Source organism: Pseudomonas viridiflava, assembly GCF_900184295.1.
In the GTDB taxonomy this organism is placed as follows: domain Bacteria; phylum Pseudomonadota; class Gammaproteobacteria; order Pseudomonadales; family Pseudomonadaceae; genus Aquipseudomonas; species Aquipseudomonas viridiflava.
Genome location: NZ_LT855380.1, coordinates 1,996,543 through 2,011,561, shown reverse-complemented (window position 1 = coordinate 2,011,561; position 15,019 = coordinate 1,996,543). Strand labels below are relative to the sequence as shown.

The following is a 15,019-nucleotide window of genomic DNA, read 5'->3' as shown; positions in this document are numbered from 1 at the left end:
AAAGGACTTCTCATGCGTACCCGGTTGCTGACCGTTACAGCGGTCATGGTGGGCTCTGCCCTTCTCAATCAGGCCAATGCCAGTGGCGACGATTCCTGCTATCCCTCCTGGACGGTGCTCAAGGAAAACCTGGATGCGTGCAGCAACCTGCCGTTCCTCAGCCCGGGCAATGACAGCGAGGTGAATCTGCGCCTGCTGTTGGCTGACAAGGGACTGAAGACGTTCCAGTTGTCAGGCGAGAAAAACCTGGAGCGGGAAGAAGGATTTGGCGCCGTACCGTTCTCGCTCTTTCGCTTCGGCGCGACCGATCTGGCAATGGCTACAGAAACCGCCGAGGAAGTGAAGCCCGACGAGCCAACCGCTACGGCGGCGCAAGCATCACTGACAGCCATGCTTGATAAGCTGGGCCTGACGCGCGCTGATACGCCAGCGGCGGGTGATGAGTTCCTGTCCGGCGAAGGCAGTCGCTGTCGCAGTAATTCCGATGAAAGCGCCCAGGCATTTATCAGTCAGGTTCTGGCCAGCACCGAATTGACGGATGCCGAACGCAAGGCACTGGCCGACAGCCGCATGCAGATGCTGGGTGCCTGCGCCTGGGATGCTGACGCTCGGGAAGCCCTGCAACCCAAGGCCGTAGCCTCCGCGACCGGCAAGGCATTCGCCACGTACCTGCGCGCCGCCGGCGCCTTCTATAACGGCAACTTTGACGAAGCACTGACAGGCTTCACCGCGCTGGCAGACAGCCCGCAGCCGTGGCTCAAGCAAACCGCCGTTTACATGGTCGCGCGCACCAGACTGAACAGTGCCCAGGAAGCCGTGTTCGACGAATACAGCCAACTGCAGCGCGACAAGGTCGACAAACCCGCGCTCGCAGACGTCGAAACGGCGTTCAAACAGTATCTGGACAGCTACCCCGACGGCGATTACGCAGACTCGGCCCAAGGGCTTTTGCGGCGCGTGCACTGGCTGGCGGGCGATGACGTGAAACTGGCCGAGGATTATGCCTGGCAGCTCAAGCAGCAAGGCAAGGCCTCAGGCGACCTTGAGCCACTCGTTATCGAAATGGACCGGGCCGTACTGGGCAGCGACAGACAGAACCTGCGCTCACCCTGGATGCTGGCGATCACCGATCTGATTCGCATGCGTGAAACGTCCAGCCCCAGATTGAGCGAAGCCGATCTGAAAACCCAGGAACCCTCGTTTGCCGACCAGCCCGAGCTCTACCGTTATCTGCAAGGCGCGCTTGCGCTGTACGTCCTGGATGATCCACAACAAGCCCTTGAGCACCTGCCTACCGCGCTGCCCGAGCACCTTGACTATCTGACGTTCAGCCAGCACCTGCTGCGCGGCCTGGCATTGCAGGCACGTCAGGACATCAAGGGCGCGCAAGCGCTGTGGCTGGAGATGCTGCCACGCGCCACACAACCACTGCAACGCGAACAACTGGAACTGGCGCTGGCCATGAGTTTCGAGCGTAATGAGCAGCTGTCCAGCGTGTTTGCCGCCGACTCGCCCATTCAGTCGGACAAAGTGCGCTACATCCTGCTCAGCCGGGTCGCCGATGCCGACCTGCTACGCCAGCAGACCACCCAAGGGCTGACCGAGACCGAGCGCAACACGGCGTTGTTCGTCCTGCTGTACAAAGACCTGATGCGCAACCGCTATGCAGACTTTGCCGAAGACCTGAAACGCCTTCCGGAAAAACTGCCGGAAGAAAAACTGGGTTACGCCTTGGGCTATACGTACGAAAAAGGTCCCTCGTTGAGCCTGTTTCAATGGCAGGGCACCCCGTCCGAATCCGGCTACACCTGCCCCGCCATCGTGCAGACAGCCGCCGCGTTGAAGCTCGATGCCAAGGACCCCAAGGCGCTGAACTGCATGGGCGAGTTCATCCGGGCCAACAGCCTCGACGGCATGCCGCTGGACAGCAAGCGCCACGCCGATACGCTGGGCGGCAGCGCGCCGGGCTTCAGTGGTGAGGCGTTTTCCCGACTGGAAGGCTACAAGACCGTCATCGCCAACCCCAAGGCGCCGCGTGACGAAAAAGCCTACGCGCTGTACAGGGCGGTCAACTGCTACGGCCCGTCCGGCTACAACACGTGTGGTGGCAAGGAAGTCGCACCTTCTGTACGCAAGGGCTGGTTCCGCCAGTTGAAAAAGGACTTCGCCAACACCCAATGGGGCCAGACCCAGCAGTACTACTGGTAATGCAAAGACTCCAGCGCTGCCTTGCCCTGCTTTGTCTTTTGACGCTCGGCCAGGCAGATGCAGCGGTCAAGGCCGAGGATTACGATGCGTTCTGGCTGTGGGCAGGCGTCAGGCCGCAGCCAGTGATGGATAAGGCAAAGACCCTGTATGTGCTGCAAGGCCAGGTCAGCACGTCGCGCCGGGATCCGCAGCAACGTGTCAGCTTCATCGCGCAAGGCGTCTCGGTGACTCGTTTGCCGCAGGACCAGGTATGGCTGGTCTACCGCGCCCACACGCTGCGCTGGCCGGATGCTGTCTACCGGCAACTGCTTGGTCAGGCTCAGCGCTGGAAAGCATCCGGTACCCACGTGATCGGCATCCAGATCGACTTCGACGCCCGCACCCGCTACCTGAATGAGTACGTCGATTTCCTGCGCGACCTGCGCCAGCGCCTGCCTGAAGACTACCGATTGAGCATCACCGGGCTGATGGACTGGAGCAGCAATGCCGACATCGCCGCTATCGGCGAGCTGAAAGGCGTGGTGGATGAAGTGGTGGTGCAGACCTATCAGGGCCGCCACAGCATCCCGGATTACGCTGCGTACCTGCCCCGCCTTGGCCGTCTCGGCCTTCCGTTCAAGGTCGGCCTGATTCAGGGCGGTGACTGGCTGGCACCGGCTTATCTGGAAGACAGCCCCTGGTTCAAGGGTTACGTGGTTTTCCTGCAGAATCCACCGACTCAGCGCTGATCGAGAATCTGCGCCGTGGACAGCACTGTCGCGTACTCGCCATGCAGATTGGCCAGTGACATTGCATGCACGTCTTCGGCGCTGCGCGGCGTACCGAAAAAGTCTGCCTGATCGAAGGTAAAGCAGGCGTCGTGCGCAACGATGACTTCAAAACCCAGGTTGCCCCCACTGCGCGCCGTGGACTCCACCGAGTTATTGGTGACAACGCCTGCGATCACCATCTGCCTGATCCCGTCCGAACGCAGCCACATCTCCAGAAACGATCCGCAGAAGGCATCGGGCACCTGTTTGCTCAGTTCCCGCTCGTCCGCCTGCGGCACAAAGGCTGGCTGATATTCCACGCCGGACTGCCCGGGCCAGAACACCGAAGAAGGCGAGGTAGAGAAGTGCCTGACATGAATGACCGGACGTTCGGCTTCCCGCCACGCTGACAGTAATTCAGACATGCGCGCTTCAGCCTGCGGGTTGTTGCGACGCCCAAGCTTGGGATGATTGATGCCCTGTTGCATGTCGATCAGGATCAGCGCGCTGTCGGGACGGATATCCATTGGGGTTCATTTCCTTGAAATTCGAGCCTGCGACAGTAGTCGTAAGTTGCGCTCGGTTCCAGCGCGGTATCAGCCGCCGGACAGCTTATTGCGACTACGCTGTCTACGCACATCCACGTCCCGTCGCACCCACACATTGGAGAACACCATGATTCAGCATCTGAACCTCGCCGGCAAAGTCGCCTTCGTTCAAGGCGGCTCTCGTGGTATCGGCGCAGCCATTGTCCAGCGCCTGGCCAAGGAAGGCGCCGCCGTGGCCTTCACCTATGTCAGCTCCGAAGAAGCCGCGCTGGAGATACAGGGCAGCATCACTGCCAACGGCGGCCACGCACTGGCCATTCGAGCCGACAGCGCTGATGAAAAGGCCATCCGCCAGGCAATTCAGACTGCCGCCGAAAACCTGGGTGGGCTGGATATTCTGGTCAACAACGCAGGCGTGCTGGCCATTGCCCCGTTGAACGAATTCACCATGCAGGACTTTGACCGAACCCTGGCCATCAACGTACGCAGCGTGTTCATCGCCAGCCAGGAAGCCGCTCGCCACATGGGTGAAGGCGGACGCATCATCAACATCGGCAGCACCAACGCCGATCGTATGCCCTTTGCGGGCGGCGCGATCTATGCCATGAGCAAGTCGGCGCTGGTCGGCCTGACCAAAGGCCTGGCACGCGACCTCGGCCCGCAGGGCATCACCGTCAACAACGTCCAGCCCGGCCCGGTCGACACCGACATGAACCCAGGACACGGTGAATTCGCTGAAAGCCTCAAGGCCATGATGGCGATCCCGCGCTACGGCAAGAGCGAGGAAATCGCCAGCTTCGTCGCCTACCTCGCTGGCCCGGAAGCGGGTTACATCACCGGCGCCAGCCTGACCATCGACGGCGGCTTCGGCGCCTGATCCCAGCCATCGAACGACGCGCATGGCTGGCCCGGCCTTCCCATGAAACCCGGAGCCCGCCAGCCCGCGCAGACCTTTCAGCGGGCAGACCACGTTTTTCTGCTTAACCGCATGAAAATTCTGAAAAAAAGTTTTGCGTTCCGAAAAGCTTTCGACTACATTAGCGCGCCTCGACAGACACAACGTTGTCAGCGAGATACGGTGAGGTGTCCGAGTGGCTTAAGGAGCACGCCTGGAAAGTGTGTATACAAGAAATTGTATCGAGGGTTCGAATCCCTCCTTCACCGCCATATTCGATACACGAAAAGCCCCGACATTCCTTGTGAACGTCGGGGCTTTTTCGTTTCCGAAGGATATCCACGTCCCACGCGAAAACTCGAACGATTTCGGAGGCGCAGGCGCAGGCAGCCTGAAACACAATACGACTCATGGCATGCTGACACTTGCTTCAGGGATATCCGGTATCAATGCTCGACGCGGAGCCGGTCAGACACTGCAACCGGCACAGAGCTCAAGGAAAACAACATGAGACCCGAAAGACATGGGCAGGCGCTGCGCCTCGTCGCTGTGCCGTTGTGTGCTGGCATCGTGTTTGCGATCACCCGCGGCTTAACCGAAGTCTGGAATGGAGAGAACCTGATGCCAGGTTTTCTCTACGGCTGCCTCATCGGGGTTGTTCTGGGCATTCCGTTATTGCTGCGCAGCGAGACCAAAGGTAACCATTCCAAAGGCCGCTACCTGTTCAACGCGCTGACTCAAGCTCTGGCCGGATGGCTGCTGGCTGGCGCCTCACTCAACAGCCTGCCACTGGCCATCGGTCGTGGCGTCGCTCTCGCAATACTTTTTTCAGCCACGATCTACGGCATTCAAAAACTGTGCACGAGTGACAATCAGAGCCGCCCGGCGAAGCGCGCCGCTCTGTATGCCGTCCCGCTGTCAGGCGCATTGACGCTGGGGACGACAACAGTCATCGGTTTCTACGGCCCCGACATTGGCCTGTCGACGTTTGTCATGGCAGGTCTGGTCGGAGCATTTCTGAGCATACTCGCTGACTGGCCAGTGTTGTGGTTTATCGAGCGCTATCTGACAACGCCGTTGCGCTACATCGCTGGAGGTATTGTCACCGGGCTGCTGATCTGGCTGTGCATTACCCTGGAACAACTCGTCAACGCCATGCACGCGATGGTGTCGGGAGGCGATTATGTCTTGCCCGAGTCCTTCCTGGAAGGCGCGGTATTTTTCGCTTTTATAGGCATGGTGGCGGGCATCGTTTGTACGGGAATCATACTGGGCTGTGAGCGCGTTGGCTTGAATCGCTCCAGAGCCACACTGCGCCCATGAGTCTGACAGCTCTATCGCGAACTCAAACCAGATCAGTCAATACGCGCAGATAGCCCAGACCCTGCTCACCCAGTTTCTGCCTGAAAAACAGTTCTGCGCCTGTCGCCACGCTGTGGTTGGCGCTGCGACAGAAGCGGTAGACCAGATCGACAATGGCTTGCTCATCAGGGGCTTGCCGAGTGACTGGATCGCAGTGCACCAACAACAGACAGCGCAAGGCCAGGGTCCGCAGCGCCAGCGTGCATGCCCACTGACTCAGGCTCGTACCGTAGTCCTGGCCATACGCGGTGGTCGAGATGAATGGAAAGCCGGTGCGGGACATCTCGGCGCAAACGAAGCGTTTCAGGACAGGCTCCAGCGCCTGCCCTGCCCGTCCGCTGGCAAGGTCCAGAAACTCGGTTTTGAGCCGCATGCCCTGAGGCTGATCGCCCTGGGCCGGGGTGACGTCAACCGAGCGAATGACCTGCTCGCGCATCGCCTCTGTCACGCCTGGCCCGTTGAGCATCTGGATCAGCACGACCATGACCGGATCAACCGCCAGCGACTCGCCCGAACCGGCAGGCGTCTGGTAATCCATGATCAGTCCGGGCAATGCGTACAACCAGTCCTCGCAGGCAATGGTTTCCAGCTTGAGCGTCAGGTCCAGCAGCCTCAGCAGCGCGTGGCGAGTGGTCTGCTGGTCCTGAAGCACCAGCTCGTTCAGTTGCTGAACGACAGCAGCGCGCTGCTCCGCATCGATGCCGGGGAAATCCTTGTCCGGGTAGGCAGACAGCGTCTTGTCGTCCACGGTGACTTGCGCTGGCGCAAAGGGAGTCGCACTTTTGAGGACCAGCCGCACGATTTCGGGACAGCTCATGCTGGCCGACCCGGTCAGCGCGTCGTTGATACGCCGGTACATGCGCGGATAGATTCGGCAAGTGTCGGAAAGCGCATCTTCGCCGTGTGTCGCATGGACGGAGCAACGCCCGTTGTCGAACGCCACGCAGTCGCCATCGGTCTTTTTCATCCAGGTGCCGCCATCGTCCTTGACGATCAGGTTGAGCAACTGGGGTAGTTTCTGGTCCCACAGCTCGACGGTTCTGGCCCCTACCGATACCGGCCAGACCTTGCAGCAGTTGTCCTCGCAGCGCTCGGCAAGGCATGAGAATTCTTTGACGAACTGAAAAGTGCTGACAGCCTGCTGAGCCATGATCGTGTCCTGAACGATGAGATGGCAATGGGTGGCCGGGCCGGGCAAGTGGTTCCCTGGCGCCTCCCTTGAAAGGGCCTGAGGTTTCAGCGAATCGGGGACTGCGTTAGCATGCAGCGCTTGAAAATCAGGCTGTCCAGACCTGTGATGGAAGATCGATGAAAAAGACTGCGTTATTCCTGCTCGCACTGGCGATACACGCGACCGCTCAAGGGGCTGGCGATGCAGAGGCCGGAAAAGCGGTATTTACGCGACTCTGCTCAGGCTGCCACAAGATCGGACCCGGTGCCCGCAGCGCATTTGGCCCACCACTCAACGGCATTATCGGAAGCAAGGCGGGTCAGCACCCTGACTATGTGTACACGGACGCGATGAAAAACTCGGGTATCACCTGGACCCGCGAGCAACTCACCACGTACATCAAGGATCCGGGCGAAGTGGTGCCGGGGACGCGCATGAAGCTGTGGTGGATGGGCAACGACCAGCGCATGGAAGACCTGCTGGAATACCTCGACGCGAACAAATAACGCCGTGAAATGAAAAGCCCCCGAATCACTTCGGGGGCCAGTATTTGTTCTTTCGACTTACTTGTCGGATTCGTAGGGTGGATAGTCGTCCTTGGTGCCGTGCTCCTTGGCAGGCGTTTTTGCGGGCTTGACCGGATCAACCTGCGGATCGCCGGCATCCGGTGATTCGGTATTGAAATCCGGTTTGTCGGTACTGTTGTCGCTTGGCTTGTTGCCAGTCATAGGCGCCTCCATTGGGTTAAAACGTACAACCTGTTCTTCAGAGGCGTAATCACCTCAGGCGTGCCACGGGACTGACGAACGGAGCTGCCACAAACCCTTTGCGACGCGCGTCAGGACTGGTAGCCTTGCGCCACTCATGGAGGATGACGATGAAAAGGCTTTCAATGCTGCTCGCGATTACAGCGGCAGCGGGTTCAGGCACGGCGCACAGCGAGATCTTCAAATGCACCTCGGCGCAGGGCCACGTGAGCTACGCGGCCATTCCATGCGATGGAGCGGCGGAGGTCGCGGTTCAACGGCCCGGTCCGCCAAAAATGCTGCGTCAGGGCGAACCCGTCGACCATGCCCACAAGGTTAACCTGAAGGCCACTGAATACCTGCAAGTCAGCGGCCGCGCCAAGGTCAATGTGTACGAGACTGAAAGCTACAAAGCCTTTCAGAAAAGCCATTTGCCGGCGCCCGATGTGCCCTCTCAATGCCAGAGCCCGCGCTACGACAGTCAATGCTTTGATCCATCGGGCGGCGCTGCATTCGGAAAAGCCGTATCGGGCAATTGAGCCTTACTCGGCCCTGACCTCACTGATCTGAATCACCGGAATCAGGTCCGTGTAGTTGATGATGTCGGCGTTGATCCGCTCCTGGTGCGGTCCCATGCCGGCCTGGAACGCTTCAATCGAGTCGCAGTAGATGTGGCACATGCCGACATAGACCGGCGTGGAGCCCGGCGTTGCACCGCCCAGGCCCTTGTCGACGCTGTAGCGCTTGCAGCGCTCGCCCATCAGGGACTGCACCAGCGGCATGTGCTGGTCGCGATAGTAGTCATGGTCGAACCGGGCACCTTCCTTGTACGGGTACAGCACGCTGACTTTGATCATGTCGATATTCTCCAGGTGGCAGGTAAAATTGTGTTGGGACTCTACCGCGAGACACGCGGCAAAGTGTTATGACAGCACTGGCAGGTATTTCTCCCTTCCCGCACAATCACGCCGTTTGGCCGGACTGCGCTGCAATGAGTTCCGGCCGCCCAGCCAGATCGAGGAAAACAGCATGAACGCTCTTGAGTGGAACGAAGCCGCCCTGGCGAAATATCTGTCGACCCATCCCACGCTCAAAGACGAAATCAGCCAGCTCAGCGCGGCCGAACAGAAGCAGCAGCTTCAGTGGGCTTTTGAGGATGAAGCCGAAAGCCGAGGGATCGAACCCTGGGAACTGGCGCTGGAGTTGATTGCCGAATCGCCTGAACAGCTCAAGCAGATGCGGCTGGAGGCCCATGCGCAGGTCGCCGAAGCTCTGGGCATGGACTGGGACGAGTACTGCGAGCTGAACGATATTCAGGTGTAGCCTGCGTTTCAGCAAAAATGAGTGACCCATCAGTCAGCGCTTTACCTGTTCAGCATGGGTGAGTAACGTCTGCTCACTTCAATAAAAAGGAATCGCGTCATGAGTGATCTGGTCTCGTACCAACTGGACGATGGCATCGCAACGCTGACCCTGAACAATGGCAAGGTCAACGCCATTTCCCCGGACGTCATCGCCGCGTTCAATGCCGCTCTGGATCAGTCCGAGAAGGATCGGGCAGTGGTGATCGTGACCGGCCAGCCCGGCATTCTCTCGGGCGGCTACGACCTGAAAGTCATGACCTCCAGCCCCGAAGCGGCCAGCAGTCTGGTGACTCAGGGTTCGACTCTGGCCCGGCGCATGCTGTCACACCCCTTCCCCATCATTGTCGCCTGCCCGGGCCATGCCATTGCCAAGGGCGCGTTCCTGCTGCTGTCAGCCGATTATCGTATCGGCGTCGAAGGCTCCTTCAATATCGGCCTGAACGAAGTGCAGATCGGCATGACCATGCACCACGCCGGGATCGAACTGGCCCGTGATCGTCTGCGCAGGTCGGCGTTCAACCGCTCGGTGATCAACGCCGAAATCTTCAACCCCGAGGGTGCAATGCAGGCGGGCTTTCTGGATCAGGTGGTCAGCGTCGAAGCCTTGTCCGAGACAGCACGTACGGTTGCCACGCAGTTGAAGAAAATCAATATGAACGCCCACGGGAAAACCAAGCTCAAGAGCCGAAAAGCGTTTCTGGACACCCTGGACGCGGCCATCGAACTGGACAAAAAGAGTTTTATTTAAGGCCACCCGAAAAGCCCGCGATTGCGGGCTTTTTGTTTACCGGCGAACTCATCCGCGTTTGGTTAATCTCATCAGCTACCGCGCATCCCCTCTTGCGCCACAGCCACATTGAAGAAGCGATAGCACCATGGGTCGAGTTGTTGCAGCCGCGGTTTACAGCAAAGGCAAGAAAGTCACGGATATCACACTGGACGAGGGCGCAGCCTGGGCCGCCAAGCCCGGCCACTTTGTCTGGATCGGGCTGGAGCAACCCAATGCCCAGGAACTGACCAGCCTGAAGGAACAGTTCAACCTGCACGAACTGGCGCTGGAAGATGCGATGGAAGTTCACAGCCGCCCGAAGCTTGAGACCTTCGGTGATGCGCTGTTCATCGTCACTTACGCCCCGGTGCGCGACAACGGCAAGTTGCTGTTTATCGAAACCCATATTTTCGCGGGCAAGGGCTACGTCATTACGTCACGCAACGGCCACTCCAAGTCCTATGGACTGGTGCGTCAGCGCTGTGAAGCCCGCCCTCTGTTGCTGGAGCACGGCGAGGACTTCGTGCTGTATGCCTTGCTGGATTTCGTGACCGAAAACTATCAGCCGGTGACCGAAGCCATTCATGCCGAATTGGAGTTGCTGGAGCAGAACGTGCTGGGTGGCGCGTTGCGCGAAGCCGATATTCAGCACATTCACGCCTTGCGTCGCGATCTGCTCAGAATGCGGCGTTACGTGGCACCGATGGTTGAAGTGGGCGAAGAGCTGCAGAAACTCAGCTTCCCCTTCATCGACAAAAATATGCGGCCGTACTTCCGCGACGTCGAGATTCACGTCAAACGGCAAATGGAAGACCTCGGCAACCTGTGCGACATCGCCAGTCAGACTATAGAGATCGGCCTGCTGCTGGAGTCTTCACGGCAAAGCATCGTGCAGCGCAAGTTTGCGGGCTGGGCGGCCATTCTGGCCTTTCCGACGGCAATTGCAGGTATCTATGGGATGAACTTCGAGAACATGCCCGAGCTGACCTGGCACTACGGTTACTTCATCGTGCTCGGCGTGATCGTTGGAGGGTGTTCTGCGCTGTTCGCCAGCTTCAAGCGGTCGGGGTGGTTGTAGCCTGCTGCACCTTGCTTGGCAGTGCGGGCGAAAAAGGTAGGCTGATTTTATCGAACACCACTTAACTCGCTGGACAAATGCAGTTTTTTGGGAGGCACCACCACGTCTTCGACGTAGCGCTGTCGCGCAGCAAACGCCGGGCGTCGTGGGAGCGGACTTGTCCGCGAATGCAGTATTTCAGCCACTGCATATGCGTCGGATGTACCGGCCTTTTCGCGGACAAACGGAACGCCGCCCGGTCCGCTCCCACAAAATCGAGTTCCTTCAGTGGGTTACAGGTTGTTTGATAAGAGGCGGCTTGCCGGCGATGCGGTATCACAGGCCGCCTGTCAGCGACTGACCGGACGCCATCGCCGGCAAGCCGCCTCCCACAGTCCGGTGTTTGCTAAGCAACAGCGCTAAGCCGAAGACGTGTGGGCCGTCCACAGACAGCGCTGATCCGGAACCGGACCCATCACACCGCCGCCCCATCCGGCTTGTGCGCCACGAAGCGCATCATCCATTCGGCTACCGTCACGCCATGGTGGTCGTGATCGAGACTGGCGACGCCCTTCTGATAGATCTGCTCGCCCAACGACTCCTGACGGATATCAAGCAGGGTTCGCGAGTAATCGTGAATGAATTCGGGATGCCCTTGGAAACACAGCACCTGATGGTTGATGTGGTACGCCGCAAACGGGCAGAAGTCGCTGGAAGCGATCACCGTGGCGTTGTCGGGCAAGGTAGTGACCTGATCCTGATGACTGATCAGCAGGGTCAGCTTGTCCATTGCCGGTGTCATCCAGGGCGTGGCGGGTGCCAGTTGGTAATGATGAATACCCACGCCCCAGCCTTGCACCGCCCGCTCGGTCTTGCCGCCCAGCAACAGGGCCAGCAACTGATGACCGAAGCACACACCCAACAGCTTGTCGCCGCGCTCGTACAGCTTGAGCAAATACGCTTTCAGCACCTGAATCCATGGATCACTGCCAAACGAATCGGCTTTGCTGCCGGTCACCAGATAGGCGTCGAAGCTGGCGCTCTCGGGTGGATAAACGCCCTGCATCACGTTATAGACTTCAAACTCTGCAGCAATCGGCTGGCGCGCGAACAGCAACTCGAACATGTGTCCGTAACCTTGGTACTGCTCGACCAGCTCCGGTCGCAGGATGTCGGTTTCCAGAATGCAGATGCGTAGCGGCATATAAAGGGACCTGAAACAGTGATGGGCGACAGCGCACGCGGGCAGCCTGCCTTGATGGCTGATGCAAATCAAGCGGCGCTTCGCAAACCTGACGACAACTGAAACGCTACAGCCAAGCGTAAAGCCAGAAAATGTCTACGCACCTCGTTTACTAGAACCGAATTGCTGTGGCGCCGCTCGCAGATGATGTAAGAGATTTCCGAGCCGGACGAACGGTAAAAAGACCAGTATCTGGCCTGAGGCGTCTAGTTAAGGGCTATAGGCCAGCGAGCGCATGCACTGATAACCGTTTGCTCAAAATAACACCTGTTTAAATTCCCAACGGATCTAAAGCATCGGGCACGCGACCTCTAAGGTTAAGTCTGTAACAGGACGACGCGATAAAAACAGTTCCGCGTCAGGTTGCGGTCACTTGATCGAACCCGCCTGTTCAACCGCTAAACCTTTGCCAGCTGCCGTATTACCGCTCATGTATCGGTCAGCTTTTGTCGCTCGGGAATAACAACAAAAGGCAGTCAGCCATGTTTAAACATTCGAAAGTACGTCAGGCGGGTCTTATCGTCTTCGCCACCACTCTTTTATTGATCTTGCCGAACCTGAACAGGCTGTTCGGCTAGTCAACTTGCGCTATCGAACTGCGCGCAACTATGCCACTCTTCCCACTCGAATGAAGGGAGAAAGGCTCATGCGCCAATGGATCGCGTTGTTCATTGCCCTGACAGGCAGCTTCGCCGCACAGGCGGGCGATGTGGATCAGGCCGCGGCCGTTGCGGCGTTGAAGGAAGGCAAGCTGGCCATGGATGTCCGCAGCCAGACCGATTACGACGCAGGCACTGTGCTCAACGCCGTACGCGTTGATCAGGTACGGCTGGTGAACCAGATGAAGCTGGTGCTCAACGACCGCAACGCCGTGTTCGTGATTTTCAGCAGTTCCAACGAGAAAGCCAGCAAAGCCCAGGACAAGCTCATGAAAGCGGGTTATTACAGCGTGATCAACGGCGGCAACTACGAAGAGTTGCACAACGCGCTGTATGACATTACGGACGACCCGGCGGAATAATATTCAAATGCGTGAATACATCCGGGAAAACATCAGACAGGGCACGTTTATGAGTGCGCTGCCTGATATGAGGATCGGACTTGCACGGTTATTGATGTTGCGCCTGGCCCTGAACCCTTGCCTTGGTCTTCGGCACACTCACCATCGGCGACACCACCACCTTGGCGTGCATCTGCTCTGCCCCGCCTCCACGCCGCATCCCGCGTACCGGACACGCATCGAGATAGTCCAGACCGACGGCCAGTTTCAAATGGCGCTCGGGAATAGCCAGTTGATTGGTCACGTCGAAGCTATACCACGCATCATCGATCCAGGCTTCGGCCCATGCATGGCTGGACAGGTGATCGCTGTCTTCGCTGCACAGGTAACCCGAAACATAACGCGCTGGCACACCCAGGGTCCGGGCGCAGGCCAGAAACGCATGCGTGTGGTCCTGGCAGACGCCTGAGCGTCCGGCAAATGCCTTCGCCGCGCTGGTATCGACTTCCGTCGCGCCCTGCGTGTACGTCATGTGCTGATTCAATGCCTGCATCAGGTCGATCAGTGCGGTCCGGTCGATACGCTTGCCACACTGAGCGGCCGCGAAGCTGCGAATGGCCTCATCCGGCTCGGTCAGGCGCGTCACGCGCAGGAACGGCAGCGGCGACTGGCTTTCGTGCTCGGCTTCGCACGTCGCGTCGATTTCGACCTGTCCGCGCGCGCCGATGATGATCGATTCATGAGGTTCTTCAAGGCTCAGCACATGCAGAATATTGCCGAACGGATCGACTTGCGCCCGCGCTTCGCGTGGCAGCGTCAATTGCCAGCTGAGCACCTTCTGACGCTCGCTGTCGTGGGGAGTCAGGCGCAGGTACTGGATACTGGAACGCACCTGATCATCATAGTGATAGGTGGTTTCGTGGCTAATTGAGAGTCTCATGCAGCCTCCAGGTACGAAGTGTGGATAGCATCACCCAGTTGGGCGAGCATCGGGATGAATTCGTTCAGCCACTCGTGCAGGCCCTCATCCAGGATCTCGTCGATGCTGGTATAGCGCAGGCGTGCATCCATCTCGGCCGCCATGCGCTGCGCAGGTCTGCCGTTGACGCCGGGCAGACTGGCAAGAATCAGGTCCATCTCTTCCAGGCAGGCACGCAACGAGCGCGGAATGTCGGCGCGTAGCAGCAACAGTTCGGCCACCTGACGGGCGCCCGGCGCGTCGCGATACACCTCGGTATACGCCTCGAACGACGACAACGCACGCAACAACGCACTCCACTGGTAATAACCGGCAGCGGAATTGTCGGCGGCGGCGTTGGCCTGAGGCCCACGCAGTTCGAGCATTTCATAACGCGCGTCGAGCATGCGCATGGTGTTGTCGGCGCGCTCGATGAAGGTCCCGAGGCGAATGAAACGGAACGCGTCGTTGCGCATGATGGTGCCGTAGGTTGCGCCGCGAAACAGGTGAGAACGCTCCTTGACCCACTCACAGAAACGGCTCATGCCGTAACGCGTCAGCCCCTGCTGGGCAATGCCACGAATTTCCAGCCAGGTGGAGTTGATGTTCTCCCACATGTCGGCGGTGATCCGACCGCGCACCGCATGAGCACTGGCGCGTGCAGCGCCCAGGCAGCTGTAGATGCTGGCCGGGTTGCTCGCATCCAGCGCGAAAAAATGCAGCATGCGCTCGGCGTGCAACTCGCCATGGCGCTCGATGTAGGTTTCCAGCGTACCGGTGATCAACAACGGCATGGCTATCTCATCCAGCCCGTCGCCACGCCCGTCCTGGGGCATCAGCGACAGCGAATAGCTCACGTCCAGCATTCGGGCGAGGTTCTCCGCTCGCTCCAGGTAACGCGACATCCAGAAAAGATCCGAGGCAGTTCTACTTAACATTGGCAGGCATC

17 protein-coding genes and 1 tRNA gene are annotated in these 15,019 nt (G+C 59.0%); 11 read left to right on the top strand and 7 right to left on the bottom strand.

The genetic code is table 11. The features are described from left to right. Positions 1-12: 12 nt before the first annotated feature. Together CFBP1590_RS09550 and CFBP1590_RS09545 are read left to right on the top strand one after the other, a co-directional pair. Entirely contained in the window at positions 13-2,208 is a 2,196-nt protein-coding gene (locus CFBP1590_RS09550) for a PA5441 family protein (RefSeq protein WP_088234912.1), read from the top strand. Continuing rightward, a complete protein-coding gene (locus tag CFBP1590_RS09545) occupies positions 2,208-2,936 on the top strand; it encodes a DUF3142 domain-containing protein (RefSeq protein ID WP_058431239.1) in 729 nt (242 codons plus the stop codon). The genes CFBP1590_RS09550 and CFBP1590_RS09545 overlap by 1 nt, the downstream gene beginning before the upstream one ends. Here CFBP1590_RS09545 and CFBP1590_RS09540 read toward each other — a convergent pair. After that, positions 2,927-3,484, bottom strand: a complete 558-nt coding sequence (locus CFBP1590_RS09540) for a cysteine hydrolase family protein (protein WP_088234911.1) — start codon at positions 3,482-3,484, stop codon at positions 2,927-2,929. The genes CFBP1590_RS09545 and CFBP1590_RS09540 overlap by 10 nt on opposite strands. A 148-nt stretch (positions 3,485-3,632) precedes the next feature. On the opposite strand from CFBP1590_RS09540, the gene CFBP1590_RS09535 reads away from it, so the two are divergent. The 3 genes from CFBP1590_RS09535 to CFBP1590_RS09525 all read left to right on the top strand — a co-directional run bounded on the left by CFBP1590_RS09535 (position 3,633) and on the right by CFBP1590_RS09525 (position 5,723). Continuing rightward, positions 3,633-4,382 carry a 3-oxoacyl-ACP reductase family protein gene (locus tag CFBP1590_RS09535; protein WP_004880985.1) on the top strand — a complete coding sequence of 250 codons (750 nt, stop codon included), beginning with the start codon at positions 3,633-3,635 and terminating at the stop codon, positions 4,380-4,382. 200 nt (positions 4,383-4,582) lie between these two features. After that, a tRNA-Ser gene (locus CFBP1590_RS09530) sits at positions 4,583-4,672 on the top strand. A 298-nt stretch (positions 4,673-4,970) separates the two neighbouring features. Continuing rightward, positions 4,971-5,723 (top strand): hypothetical protein, encoded by a 753-nt coding sequence (locus tag CFBP1590_RS09525; RefSeq protein ID WP_145958173.1) that lies wholly within the window; start codon positions 4,971-4,973, stop codon positions 5,721-5,723. 22 nt (positions 5,724-5,745) lie between these two features. Here CFBP1590_RS09525 and fliB read toward each other — a convergent pair whose 3' ends face one another. Beyond that, positions 5,746-6,912, bottom strand: coding sequence for a flagellin lysine-N-methylase (fliB, locus tag CFBP1590_RS09520; RefSeq protein WP_088234909.1), 1,167 nt, complete (start codon positions 6,910-6,912; stop codon positions 5,746-5,748). A 158-nt stretch (positions 6,913-7,070) separates the two neighbouring features. On the opposite strand from fliB, the gene CFBP1590_RS09515 reads away from it, so the two are divergent. Beyond that, positions 7,071-7,439, top strand: coding sequence for a c-type cytochrome (locus CFBP1590_RS09515; RefSeq protein ID WP_025995281.1), 369 nt, complete (start codon positions 7,071-7,073; stop codon positions 7,437-7,439). A 57-nt stretch (positions 7,440-7,496) separates the two neighbouring features. Here CFBP1590_RS09515 and CFBP1590_RS27855 read toward each other — a convergent pair whose 3' ends face one another. After that, positions 7,497-7,661, bottom strand: a complete 165-nt coding sequence (locus tag CFBP1590_RS27855) for a DUF6021 family protein (RefSeq protein WP_004880973.1) — start codon at positions 7,659-7,661, stop codon at positions 7,497-7,499. A gap of 149 nt (positions 7,662-7,810) precedes the next feature. Here CFBP1590_RS27855 and CFBP1590_RS09505 point away from each other — a divergent pair, with 149 nt between their 5' ends. Then, positions 7,811-8,218 (top strand): DUF4124 domain-containing protein, encoded by a 408-nt coding sequence (locus CFBP1590_RS09505; protein ID WP_088234908.1) that lies wholly within the window; start codon positions 7,811-7,813, stop codon positions 8,216-8,218. Positions 8,219-8,221: 3 nt separating this feature from the next. Here CFBP1590_RS09505 and CFBP1590_RS09500 read toward each other — a convergent pair whose 3' ends face one another. Then, positions 8,222-8,536: an EthD family reductase gene (locus CFBP1590_RS09500; RefSeq protein WP_088234907.1), complete on the bottom strand. Its 315-nt coding sequence runs from the start codon at positions 8,534-8,536 to the stop codon at positions 8,222-8,224. Positions 8,537-8,708: 172 nt separating this feature from the next. Between CFBP1590_RS09500 and CFBP1590_RS09495 the strand changes: the two genes are divergently transcribed. The 3 genes from CFBP1590_RS09495 to CFBP1590_RS09485 all read left to right on the top strand — a co-directional run bounded on the left by CFBP1590_RS09495 (position 8,709) and on the right by CFBP1590_RS09485 (position 10,890). Next, positions 8,709-9,002 carry a DUF6388 family protein gene (locus CFBP1590_RS09495; RefSeq protein WP_088236391.1) on the top strand — a complete coding sequence of 98 codons (294 nt, stop codon included), beginning with the start codon at positions 8,709-8,711 and terminating at the stop codon, positions 9,000-9,002. Between the two features lie 99 nt (positions 9,003-9,101). Next, entirely contained in the window at positions 9,102-9,791 is a 690-nt protein-coding gene (locus CFBP1590_RS09490) for a crotonase/enoyl-CoA hydratase family protein (protein ID WP_058431235.1), read from the top strand. A gap of 127 nt (positions 9,792-9,918) precedes the next feature. Next, complete coding sequence (locus CFBP1590_RS09485) at positions 9,919-10,890, top strand: magnesium and cobalt transport protein CorA (protein ID WP_004880963.1); 972 nt, start codon at positions 9,919-9,921, stop codon at positions 10,888-10,890. A gap of 454 nt (positions 10,891-11,344) precedes the next feature. Here the strand turns inward: CFBP1590_RS09485 and CFBP1590_RS09480 are convergent, their stop codons facing one another. Continuing rightward, positions 11,345-12,073, bottom strand: coding sequence for an amidotransferase (locus CFBP1590_RS09480; protein WP_088234906.1), 729 nt, complete (start codon positions 12,071-12,073; stop codon positions 11,345-11,347). 685 nt (positions 12,074-12,758) lie between these two features. Between CFBP1590_RS09480 and CFBP1590_RS09475 the strand changes: the two genes are divergently transcribed. Continuing rightward, complete coding sequence (locus CFBP1590_RS09475) at positions 12,759-13,133, top strand: rhodanese-like domain-containing protein (RefSeq protein WP_029242956.1); 375 nt, start codon at positions 12,759-12,761, stop codon at positions 13,131-13,133. Positions 13,134-13,221: 88 nt separating this feature from the next. Here the strand turns inward: CFBP1590_RS09475 and CFBP1590_RS09470 are convergent, their stop codons facing one another. Together CFBP1590_RS09470 and CFBP1590_RS09465 are read right to left on the bottom strand one after the other, a co-directional pair. Next, positions 13,222-14,052, bottom strand: a complete 831-nt coding sequence (locus CFBP1590_RS09470) for a transglutaminase family protein (RefSeq protein ID WP_058431233.1) — start codon at positions 14,050-14,052, stop codon at positions 13,222-13,224. Beyond that, positions 14,049-15,008 (bottom strand): alpha-E domain-containing protein, encoded by a 960-nt coding sequence (locus CFBP1590_RS09465; RefSeq protein WP_004880946.1) that lies wholly within the window; start codon positions 15,006-15,008, stop codon positions 14,049-14,051. The genes CFBP1590_RS09470 and CFBP1590_RS09465 overlap by 4 nt, the downstream gene beginning before the upstream one ends. Positions 15,009-15,019: the final 11 nt, after the last annotated feature.

What these genes read in the sequence shown, in the direction of transcription:
- fliB (WP_088234909.1), bottom strand. Translation starts at nt 6,912, where the DNA reads ATGGCTCAGCAGGCTGTCAGCACTTTTCAGTTCGTCAAAGAATTCTCA.
- CFBP1590_RS09550 (WP_088234912.1), top strand. Translation starts at nt 13, where the DNA reads ATGCGTACCCGGTTGCTGACCGTTACAGCGGTCATGGTGGGCTCTGCC.
- CFBP1590_RS09540 (WP_088234911.1), bottom strand. Translation starts at nt 3,484, where the DNA reads ATGGATATCCGTCCCGACAGCGCGCTGATCCTGATCGACATGCAACAG.
- CFBP1590_RS09515 (WP_025995281.1), top strand. Translation starts at nt 7,071, where the DNA reads ATGAAAAAGACTGCGTTATTCCTGCTCGCACTGGCGATACACGCGACC.
- CFBP1590_RS09535 (WP_004880985.1), top strand. Translation starts at nt 3,633, where the DNA reads ATGATTCAGCATCTGAACCTCGCCGGCAAAGTCGCCTTCGTTCAAGGC.
- CFBP1590_RS09490 (WP_058431235.1), top strand. Translation starts at nt 9,102, where the DNA reads ATGAGTGATCTGGTCTCGTACCAACTGGACGATGGCATCGCAACGCTG.
- CFBP1590_RS09500 (WP_088234907.1), bottom strand. Translation starts at nt 8,536, where the DNA reads ATGATCAAAGTCAGCGTGCTGTACCCGTACAAGGAAGGTGCCCGGTTC.
- CFBP1590_RS09480 (WP_088234906.1), bottom strand. Translation starts at nt 12,073, where the DNA reads ATGCCGCTACGCATCTGCATTCTGGAAACCGACATCCTGCGACCGGAG.
- CFBP1590_RS09495 (WP_088236391.1), top strand. Translation starts at nt 8,709, where the DNA reads ATGAACGCTCTTGAGTGGAACGAAGCCGCCCTGGCGAAATATCTGTCG.
- CFBP1590_RS09505 (WP_088234908.1), top strand. Translation starts at nt 7,811, where the DNA reads ATGAAAAGGCTTTCAATGCTGCTCGCGATTACAGCGGCAGCGGGTTCA.
- CFBP1590_RS27855 (WP_004880973.1), bottom strand. Translation starts at nt 7,661, where the DNA reads ATGACTGGCAACAAGCCAAGCGACAACAGTACCGACAAACCGGATTTC.
- CFBP1590_RS09470 (WP_058431233.1), bottom strand. Translation starts at nt 14,052, where the DNA reads ATGAGACTCTCAATTAGCCACGAAACCACCTATCACTATGATGATCAG.
- CFBP1590_RS09485 (WP_004880963.1), top strand. Translation starts at nt 9,919, where the DNA reads ATGGGTCGAGTTGTTGCAGCCGCGGTTTACAGCAAAGGCAAGAAAGTC.
- CFBP1590_RS09475 (WP_029242956.1), top strand. Translation starts at nt 12,759, where the DNA reads ATGCGCCAATGGATCGCGTTGTTCATTGCCCTGACAGGCAGCTTCGCC.
- CFBP1590_RS09465 (WP_004880946.1), bottom strand. Translation starts at nt 15,008, where the DNA reads ATGTTAAGTAGAACTGCCTCGGATCTTTTCTGGATGTCGCGTTACCTG.
- CFBP1590_RS09545 (WP_058431239.1), top strand. Translation starts at nt 2,208, where the DNA reads ATGCAAAGACTCCAGCGCTGCCTTGCCCTGCTTTGTCTTTTGACGCTC.